This window comes from Streptomyces sp. NPDC088766 (assembly GCF_044750845.1).
In the GTDB taxonomy this organism is placed as follows: domain Bacteria; phylum Actinomycetota; class Actinomycetes; order Streptomycetales; family Streptomycetaceae; genus Streptomyces.
Window position 1 is genome coordinate 372,538 of record NZ_JBIVKQ010000004.1, and the last position, 8,758, is coordinate 381,295.

Below are 8,758 nucleotides of genomic sequence, written 5' to 3' on the forward strand. Positions count from 1 at the left end.
TAGGAGACCGATGTCTTTGCGCACCTCCCCCGCTCCCGGCGGCGCCCGGGCGGAGGGCTCCCCGTCGTCCGTCCGCTACGTCGAGGACGTGTCACCGGGCTCCGGGGCCCTCCCGCCCCGCGCCCGGTACGCGTCGTCGGACGCGAAGACGTTCTCTTTGAACGGCAGTTGGCGCTTCCGCCTGTCGGCGACGGCCGACGCGCAGGACGAGTCGTTCGCCGCCGAGGGTCATGACGCCGGGGACTGGGCCGAGGTCGCCGTCCCCGGTCACTGGGTCCTCCAGGGGCACGGCTCCCCCATCTACACGAACCACCTCTACCCCTTCCCGGTCGACCCGCCGCGGGTGCCGACGGAGAACCCGACGGGTGACCATCTGCGGGTCTTCGACCTGCCCGGGGACTGGCCCGCCCTCGGGGAAGGCGACGCAGTCCTGCGCTTCGACGGCGTGGAGTCCTGTGCCCGGGTATGGCTGAACGGCACGGACATCGGCGAGTTCAAGGGCTCGCGGCTGCCGCACGAGTTCGCGGTCGGCCACCTGCTGAGGGCGACGGGCAACGTGCTGGCGGTCCGGGTCCACCAGTGGTCGGCGGGCACGTACCTGGAGGACCAGGACCAGTGGTGGCTGCCGGGCATCTTCCGTGACGTGACGCTGCTGCACCGCCCGGCGGGCAGCGCCCGCGACTTCTTCGTGCACGCCTCCTACGACCACGTGACGGGCGAGGGCACCCTGCGCGTCGACTCCGACGTCGCGGGGCGGGTCGCCGTACCCGCCCTGGACATCGATGTCGCGACGGGCGAGCCGGTGACCGTGCCCGTCGAGCCGTGGAACGCGGAGACGCCCCGGCTGTACGACGGCGAGCTGGTGACCGCGGGCGAGCGGATCCCGCTGCGCATCGGTTTCCGCACCGTCTCCCTGGACGACGGCCTGATCAAGGTGAACGGCACGGCCGTGCTGTTCAAGGGCGTCAACCGGCACGAGTGGCATCCCGTACGGGGCCGCGCGCTCGACCTGGAGACGATGCGCGAGGACGTGCTGCTGATGAAGCGGCACAACATCAACGCCGTCCGCACCTCGCACTACCCGCCGCACCCCGCCTTCCTCGATCTGTGCGACGAGTACGGCCTGTGGGTGATCGACGAGTGCGACCTGGAGACCCACGGATTCGTCGAACAGGACTGGCGCGACAACCCCGTCGACGACGACCGCTGGACCCCGGCGCTCCTCGACCGCGCCGCCCGCATGGTCGAGCGGGACAAGAACCACCCGTCGGTGGTGATCTGGTCGCTGGGCAACGAGGCCGGCACCGGCCGCGGGCTGACCGCCATGGCCGAGTGGATACGCGGCCGCGACGCCTCGCGCCTCGTCCACTACGAGGGCGACCTCGACTGCCGTGACACCGACGTGTACTCCCGCATGTACGCCCCCCACGACGAGGTGGAGCGCATAGGCCGGGGGCTGGACGGCGGCACGGCGAAGCGGCGCCGACTGCCCTTCGTCCTCTGCGAGTACGCCCACGCCATGGGCAACGGCCCCGGCGGACTCGCCGACTACCAGCGGCTGTTCGAGGCGCACGAGCGTCTCCAGGGCGCCTTCGTCTGGGAGTGGATCGACCACGGCATCGAGGACGGTCGCCACGGCTACGCGTACGGCGGCGACTTCGGCGAGGAGCTGCACGACGGGAACTTCGTCTGCGACGGGCTGCTCTTCCCGGACCGCACCCCCTCCCCCGGACTCGTCGAGTTCAAGAAGGTGATCGAACCGGTCCGGATCGAGGGCGACGGCGCCACCGGCACTGTACGGGTGCGCAACGCGCACGACTTCGCCGGTCTTTCGGGGCTCGCCTTCGAGTGGTCGTACCTGGTGGACGGCGAGAGTGCCGGGACGGGCACGCTGGACGTGCCACCGCTGGCGCCCGGCGAGTCGGCCGACGTCGAGCTGCCACAACCGCCGGTGGACGCGCCGGGCGCCGAGTCGTGGTGGACCGTGCGGGCGCTGCTGGCGGCCGACACCCCGTGGGCGGCGAAAGGCCACCAGGTGGCGTGGGGACAGTTCGCGGCCACTCCCCGTCGGCTGCCGTCCGTGACGCCCGGCCGCGCCCCGGTGACCGGTGAAGGGCTGATCACCCTCGGACCGGGTGTCTTCGACGCCCGCACCGGCGTGCCGACGTCGATCGGCGGGGTGCCCGTGGAGGGACTGCGCCTCGATGTCTGGCGGGCCCCCACCGACAACGACGACGGCGCCGCGTGGCAGTCGGACACCCGCTACGGCATGCTGTGGCGCGAGCTGGGCCTGCACCGCATGCGGCACCGGTCGGACGGTGTCGAGCCGGGCGACGACGCACTGACGGTACGGACCCGGGTGGCACCGGCCGGCCGCGAGGTCGGACTCGCCGCGGTGTACCGCTGGACCTCCGACGGCAGCCGGCTGAAGCTGACGGTGTCCGTGTCGTCCGAGGGCGACTGGACACTGCCGCTGCCCCGGCTGGGCATCCGCTTCGGGCTCACGGAGGCCGACCGGGTGACCTGGTTCGGCGGCGGACCCGGCGAGGCGTATCCCGACACCCGGGCGGCGTCGATGGTCGGCCGCTGGCGGTCGACCGTGGACGGTCTGCAGACGCCGTACGTCCGTCCTCAGGAGAACGGCGCCCGCGCCGACGTCCGCTGGGTGGAGATCGGCGGACTGCGCATCGAGGGCGACCCGGAGTTCTGGTTCAGCGCCCGGCGCTGGACCAGCGAACAGCTCGACGCGGCCCGGCACCGCACCGACCTGGTGCCCGGCCCGACCGTGTGGGTCAACCTCGACCACGGGCAGCACGGCATCGGCTCCCAGTCCTGCGGCCCGGGCCCCCTGCCCCGGTACTTCCTGAACGCCGGTCCCGCCGAGTTCTCCTTCGTCTTCGAGGCAACCGGCTGAACCGGCGCACCGGGCAGTTCCCCGGCCGGCCGGCAGCCCCGGCCGGCCAGGGGAAACAACTACCGCCGGGGGCTGTCGTGGTCCACGATGACCTGCATGAACAGCTCTCACGACAGTCCCCGTCCGGTCCGGCCCGGTGAGTATCCGCTGTGGGAGGAGGCGCTGTCGCTCGTCGGCCGGGACCTGGACGCGCTGCTCCCGGGCCGGGGTCCCCTGCGGCTGCTGGCCCTGCCGTCCTGGGACGAGGAGGAGGCCGAGGACGGGCCGGGGCACGAGCACGTGTACGTCGCCCTGCCCGACGGCCGCTGGCACGGTGACCACCTCTGGCACGGCTCCGCGTCCGATCCCGACACCGCGCTCGCCGAGGTCGCCGAGGCCGCGCAGGAGACCGTGCTGGAGTGCCTGTGGCAGGTCTGGCCGGTCTGCGGCGAGCACGGCCTCGGGATGCACGCGGGCCAGGAGGACGGCCGAGCGGTGTGGCGGTGTGCGGGCGGCGTCGCTCCCGGGGGCCCCGCGCACGTGCGGGCGGCGGTCGGTGAGCTGGACGCGCCGCACCGACCGCGCCGGGCCCGCCGCAAGCTGCGCTGACCTCAGTGGTCCGCGCGGCAGGGGGTCGGTTCGGGCACCTCGAACGGGACCGGGGTGCCGCCCGCGGCGGGCACCGCGGCGAGCGGACCGGCGCGGCGCAGCAGGGACCGGCGGGACCGCCGCTCGGGGCTGAGGGTCTCGTCCGGAACGGAGGCGTCGAAGGCGGCGGGCAGCGCGGTGGCCGCCTCGTGGTCGTGGTGGTGCCCGTGCCCGTGTCCCATGGTGCCCTCCCGGTTACCGCTGCCTTCCGCGGCGCGTGCGCGGCGCGTGAGGAGAATCAGGGCGAAACGTGAATTTCGAACGACCGGGGAGCGAGCGGCGGTCGCCCCGGACACGGCGGCTCGCCCCGTCTTCCACTGTTCCCTCAACTGCCCTTTCCCGTCAGACTGGTTGCCACCGAAACTGAGCAGGGTTCACCTTTCCCAGCAGTCCGCCCCCCACCGGGAGACACCCCCACCATGAGACGACGACTCCTCGGCGCCCTCGCGGCCGCCACGCTCACCCTCACCGGCCTCGCGGCCACGGGCGCGACGCCCACCGCGGCCGCCGCCTCCGCCACGCCCGCCGCGGCGGCGGCCACCGGTTCGTTCAACGTGCTCACCTACAACGTGGCGGGTCTGCCCGAGGGCCTGAGTTCGGGCCGTCCGGCGACCAACACCCCCCTGATATCGCCGCGGCTGGGGGCGTACGACATCGTCAACGTCCAGGAGGACTTCAACTACCACGCGGCGCTGTACGCGGGGGACAACCACCCCTACCGGACCGCGACGAGCGGCGGCGTCCCCTTCGGCGACGGTCTCAACACCCTCTCCGACTACGCCCTCGAGGACTTCGAGCGGGTGCGGTGGAACGCCTGCACGGGCACCAACTGCCTGACGCCGAAGGGCTTTTCACTGGCCCGGGTGCGGCTTGCCGAAGGCGTTTTCCTGGACCTGTACAACGTGCACACCAACGCCGACTCGACGGACGACGCGATGGCCGCCCGACGCGCCAACATCGAGCAGTTGTCGGACTTCATCCAGGCGAACTCGTCCGGCAACGCGGTGATCGTGATGGGTGACACCAACACCCGTTACACCCGGGCCGAGGACAACATCCGCACCCTCGTCGCCGAGAACGGGCTCACCGACCCCTGGGTGAAGCTGGTCAGGGGCGGTACGCCGCCGGCCCAGGGGGCGGACGCGCTGGTCTGCCCGACGACGGCCCCGACGAACGACTGCGAGGTGGTGGACAAGGTCCTCTACCGCGGCAGCAGGCTCCTGTCGCTCGACGCCACCCGGTACCGGAACGCGTGGGCGTCCTTCCTGGACTCCGCGGGCGGCAACCTCTCCGACCACTTCCCCCACACGGTGGACTTCTCCTACACCCTCGACTCCGGCCTGCGGGCGAGCGACTTCTTCGGCGGCCCCCACGGCACGGCGTTCACCGACGTGGACGACCTGCCGGCCGCCCCGGCCCCCCGCACCCTCACGCTGCGCGGCGGCTCCCGCGTGGACGCCGTCTCCCTGACCCACGACGGCGGTACGGTCCTCACCCACGGCGGCACCGGCGGCACGGCCACCTCGCTGACCCTGGCGACGGGTGAGCACCTCACGTCCGTCAAACTGACGCAGGGTCAGAAGGACGGCCGTACGCGCGTCTTCTCGGCGTCCTTCACGACCGACAAGGGCCGCACCCTGTCGGCCGGCACCGCGACCGCCGACGCGAGAACCTTCACCGCCCCGCCCGGCTGGCAGATCGCCGGCTTCACGGGCCGCGCCGGCACCGAGGTCGACAAACTGGGCGTGGTGTACGCACCGGCCGGCTGAGGCCGCCGGCGTCAGACGCGGGTCAGCGTGGCGCAGTCGGAGAGACCCTCCTCGAAGCCCCTGCTGCGGCCGTACGGGTCCTTGGCCGGGCCGGTGGGAGGGGGCGTCGTCGCCTCCGCGCTCGGGAACCGGGGGTGCAGGAAACCGTCGTTGACGTCACAGGCGTCGTTGACGTCACAGGCGTCGTTGCCGAAGTCGCCGTTGTACGTGACGAGGGTCAGTCGGCCGGGGGTGACGTCGTACCGGGCGGGGTCCGGCGCGCCCCGCTCGCTCTCCCGGAGGAACGCACGCAGGTCGTCGTCGGATATGGACGAGCCATCGTCGCCGGACTCTTCGGAGGATCTGCCGACCACCTGTGCGCGCCTTCTTGCTGTTCACGAATGGGGATGTTGTAAACGATCTCTCAGTGCTTCCACAAGCGGCTCACACGCTTCCACAGGGGGCAGTGACCACGATCATGCCGCATTCGCCGCGAAGGCACCCCATCGCGGCAGCCCTTAGGATCCTCCCCGACCCACCAAGGCCCCCGACGAACAAGGCGTCCCCCATGCCCCGAGCCGGCCTCACCGCGGACCTCCTGGTCGCGGCCGCCGCCGACCTCGCAGACGAGGCCGGGTTCGACAACGTCACCCTCTCCGCGCTGGCCCGCCGCTTCGGCGTCAAGGACGCGAGCCTGTACTCGCACGTCCGGAACATCCAGGACCTGCGGACCCGCCTCGCGCTGTACGCGGGCGGCGAGCTGATCGACCGGATCGCCCCGGCCGTCGCGGGCCGCTCCGGCAAGGAGGCCCTCGCGGCCTTCGCGGACGCCTACCGCGAGTACGCGCTGGAGCATCCGGGACGGTACGCCGCCACCCAGATCCCCATGGACCAGACCCTGGTCGCCGAAGCCCCGGCGTTCCGCCGCACCGCCGACATCACCTACGGCATGCTCCGCGCGTACGGCCTCGAGGAACCCGACCTCACCGACGCCGTACGTCTGCTGCGGAGCACCTTCCACGGCTACTGCACCCTGGAGGCGGGCGGCGGCTTCGGCGCGCCCCGCGACGTCCAGCGCTCGTGGGACAAGGCGGTCGAAGCCCTGCACACGGCCCTGACGCACTGGCCCACCGGCGCCTGACCGGCGCCCTCCGCCGGGACGCTCCGCCGAGTCGGGGAACCGGGGAACGGCGTTTCGCGCGCGGCGACCGCCGTCGGGCCGGCGAACCTCAGCCCGCCCGCTCCGCCGCGCTCCGCTCCACGCAGAACTCGTTGCCCTCCGGGTCCGCGAGGAGCGCCCACCCGCTGCCGTCCGGTCGGCGGTGGTCGGCGACCAGGGTGGCGCCGAGGGCGAGCAGGCGGTCGACCTCCTCGTCGCGGGTGCGGTCCTGCGGCTGGAGGTCGAGGTGCACGCGGTTCTTCACGGTCTTCCGCTCGGGGACCGTCACGAAGAGCAGGCCGGCGCCCTCGATGAGTGCCTCCTCGTCACCGGGACGGCATTCCTCGTGGAGGGGCTCGCCGAGGGCGGCGGACCAGAACTCCGCCAGGCCGTAGGCGTCCGCGCTGTCGATCGTCACGTGACGGATCTTGGAAGTCATGCCGGGATTCTCGTGCAACCGCCTGCACGGGGCAACAGGCGCACCGGCACGCCGACGGCCGCCCGCCTCAGGTCCCCGCTGCCGCCCGCCTCAGGTCCCCGCTGCCGGCGGCCCGTCCGTCCCCGCCGCACCGGTGACCCGTACACCGTCCCGCGAGACGGTCACGCAGACCTCGGGCTCTCCGCCGAAGCGGACGCGGACGGTCCCGTCCGCCGCGTCCGCCGCGTCCGTCGTCCGCACCGACACCGACTCCGCCAGCGGAACCGGGTCCGGCTCACCGGTGAGGCGGGCGAGGGCGACGAACAGCGAGTCGGCGTCCCCTGTGACACCGGTGAGCGAGCCGTCCAGGCCCGCGACGGGCACGAGTTCGGCCCGCACACCGTCCTCCTCCGCCGTCGCCCAGCCGGTCACCCGCACCGGCGTCCCGGGTTCCGCGCCGGCCACCAGGTGCACCCGCACCTCCACGGCCCCACGTACGAGCACCACGCTGGTCACCCGCGCTCCGCCGCCCGCCGTGTGCCGCGACGCCGCCCAGCCGTCCCCCACCCCCAGCGGTTCGATCCCGGTGCGGCGGGGATCACCCCCGACGACCACGCTGTTGTCGTACGGCGCCGAGGTGCCCGTCGTGGGCGCCGTCGCCGTCGAGTAGGCGAGCCGCGTGTAGTACGGGTCGTAGCGGACGTCCTCGCTGCCGTGGTTGTGGAGGCGGACCAGTCCGTCCGAACGGGTCGACTGCAAAAGCCAGTTGGGTGCGGGCAGGGGCGTGACCGCGTCCGTCCGTTCCACCGGTGCGGGCTCCTCCCGCGCCGTCCACACCTCGTGCTCCGGCGGAAGCAGCAGGCCCAGGAACCCCTTGCTCGCCCAGTAGGGGGATGCCGGGCCCGAATACCCTTGCAGGACGTCCGGGTCGGGTCCGTGCCAGCCGAGGGTGAGCAGTCCCCGCTCGTCGACCGCGCCCCGCTGCAGGAAGTACCGCAGCGCGCCCGAGGCCAGGCGACGGGTCTCGCCGGGTGCCAACGGGGTGCGGCCGGTCAGGGCGCCCAGCCACAGCGGGGCCGTGGTGGCGAAGCGGTAGGTGAGGGAGCGGCCCTGGCGCATCGGGGCGCCGTCGCCGCCGAACAGGCGTGCGTAGTCGGCGAGATGCCGTGCGAGCCGGCCGCCGTAGAGCTCCAGCAGCCGGGGGTCGTCCTCGAGCCAGGCGTGCAGGACCGGGTAGAGGTGCATCGCCCAGCCGTTGTAGTGGTCGAAGGCGCGGCCGGCGCCGTCGGTGTACCAGCCGTCGCCGACGTACCACCGCTCGATGCGCTCCAGGCCCCGGTCGATCGCTCTGCGGGCGGTGTCCGAGGCCTGGTCGACCGTATGCAGAAAACCGCCGACGGTCACCGGGAACAACTCCCAGTTGCACGGCCACGGCTCGGCGGTCAGGGCGTCGCCCAGCCAGTCCGCCACCCGCTGCCGTACGCCGTCGTCCAGCCGGTCCCACAGCTGCGGACGGGTCAGCCGGAGGGCGAGGGCGATCGACGCCGCCTCGACCAGCGGCTGGCCGCGGTCCTCGATGCGGGGCCAGACTCCGGACACACCCGCCGCGAGGCCGTCGGCGTAGCGCTCCAGGGCCGTCTCGTCGCGTCGGAAGGCCGCCAGGAGCAGCGTGCGGGCGTATCCCTCCAGGCCGTCGCTGAGGCGTCCCGACCAGCTCTCGCGGTCGCCGGGAAGGTGGTAGAGGGCGCGATCCGCGGTGGCGTAGGGCTCGACGGCGGCCAGCAGGGCGTCGGCGGCCGCCTCCCAGTGGGCGCGGGTGAGACCGGTGCGGGGGCTGAGGGCGTGGTCGGGCGGGGGGAGACGCATCGCGGGCTGCTTCCTTCCGAACCGGG

Annotated in this window: 8 protein-coding genes; 4 read left to right on the forward strand and 4 right to left on the reverse strand. The window is 73.1% G+C overall.

What is annotated here, in order from left to right; genetic code table 11:
- Positions 1-10 precede the first annotated feature (10 nt).
- Positions 11-2,914, forward strand: a complete 2,904-nt coding sequence (locus tag ACIP5W_RS08815; protein WP_401468814.1) for a glycoside hydrolase family 2 TIM barrel-domain containing protein — start codon at positions 11-13, stop codon at positions 2,912-2,914.
- A 96-nt stretch (positions 2,915-3,010) separates the two neighbouring features.
- A complete protein-coding gene (locus tag ACIP5W_RS08820; RefSeq protein WP_401468817.1) occupies positions 3,011-3,502 on the forward strand; it encodes a hypothetical protein in 492 nt (163 codons plus the stop codon).
- Positions 3,503-3,504: 2 nt separating this feature from the next.
- On the opposite strand, the gene ACIP5W_RS08825 is transcribed toward ACIP5W_RS08820, so the two are convergent.
- Positions 3,505-3,723 carry a hypothetical protein gene (locus ACIP5W_RS08825; RefSeq protein ID WP_401468820.1) on the reverse strand — a complete coding sequence of 73 codons (219 nt, stop codon included), beginning with the start codon at positions 3,721-3,723 and terminating at the stop codon, positions 3,505-3,507.
- A 237-nt stretch (positions 3,724-3,960) separates the two neighbouring features.
- Between ACIP5W_RS08825 and ACIP5W_RS08830 the strand changes: the two genes are divergently transcribed.
- Positions 3,961-5,310, forward strand: a complete 1,350-nt coding sequence (locus ACIP5W_RS08830; RefSeq protein WP_401468823.1) for a jacalin-like lectin — start codon at positions 3,961-3,963, stop codon at positions 5,308-5,310.
- Between the two features lie 11 nt (positions 5,311-5,321).
- On the opposite strand, the gene ACIP5W_RS08835 is transcribed toward ACIP5W_RS08830, so the two are convergent.
- A complete protein-coding gene (locus ACIP5W_RS08835; RefSeq protein WP_401468826.1) occupies positions 5,322-5,663 on the reverse strand; it encodes a hypothetical protein in 342 nt (113 codons plus the stop codon).
- A gap of 194 nt (positions 5,664-5,857) precedes the next feature.
- On the opposite strand from ACIP5W_RS08835, the gene ACIP5W_RS08840 reads away from it, so the two are divergent.
- Positions 5,858-6,430, forward strand: coding sequence for a TetR-like C-terminal domain-containing protein (locus ACIP5W_RS08840; protein ID WP_401468829.1), 573 nt, complete (start codon positions 5,858-5,860; stop codon positions 6,428-6,430).
- A gap of 88 nt (positions 6,431-6,518) precedes the next feature.
- Here the strand turns inward: ACIP5W_RS08840 and ACIP5W_RS08845 are convergent, their stop codons facing one another.
- Both ACIP5W_RS08845 and ACIP5W_RS08850 read right to left on the reverse strand, forming a co-directional pair.
- Positions 6,519-6,887, reverse strand: coding sequence for a VOC family protein (locus tag ACIP5W_RS08845; protein ID WP_401468832.1), 369 nt, complete (start codon positions 6,885-6,887; stop codon positions 6,519-6,521).
- A gap of 90 nt (positions 6,888-6,977) precedes the next feature.
- Entirely contained in the window at positions 6,978-8,732 is a 1,755-nt protein-coding gene (locus ACIP5W_RS08850; RefSeq protein ID WP_401468835.1) for a DUF2264 domain-containing protein, read from the reverse strand.
- Positions 8,733-8,758: the final 26 nt, after the last annotated feature.

Coding starts and splice junctions, on each gene's coding strand:
- ACIP5W_RS08815 (WP_401468814.1), top strand. CDS start 11: ATGTCTTTGCGCACCTCCCCCGCTCCCGGCGGCGCCCGGGCGGAGGGC.
- ACIP5W_RS08820 (WP_401468817.1), top strand. CDS start 3,011: ATGAACAGCTCTCACGACAGTCCCCGTCCGGTCCGGCCCGGTGAGTAT.
- ACIP5W_RS08825 (WP_401468820.1), bottom strand. CDS start 3,723: ATGGGACACGGGCACGGGCACCACCACGACCACGAGGCGGCCACCGCG.
- ACIP5W_RS08830 (WP_401468823.1), top strand. CDS start 3,961: ATGAGACGACGACTCCTCGGCGCCCTCGCGGCCGCCACGCTCACCCTC.
- ACIP5W_RS08840 (WP_401468829.1), top strand. CDS start 5,858: ATGCCCCGAGCCGGCCTCACCGCGGACCTCCTGGTCGCGGCCGCCGCC.
- ACIP5W_RS08845 (WP_401468832.1), bottom strand. CDS start 6,887: ATGACTTCCAAGATCCGTCACGTGACGATCGACAGCGCGGACGCCTAC.
- ACIP5W_RS08850 (WP_401468835.1), bottom strand. CDS start 8,732: ATGCGTCTCCCCCCGCCCGACCACGCCCTCAGCCCCCGCACCGGTCTC.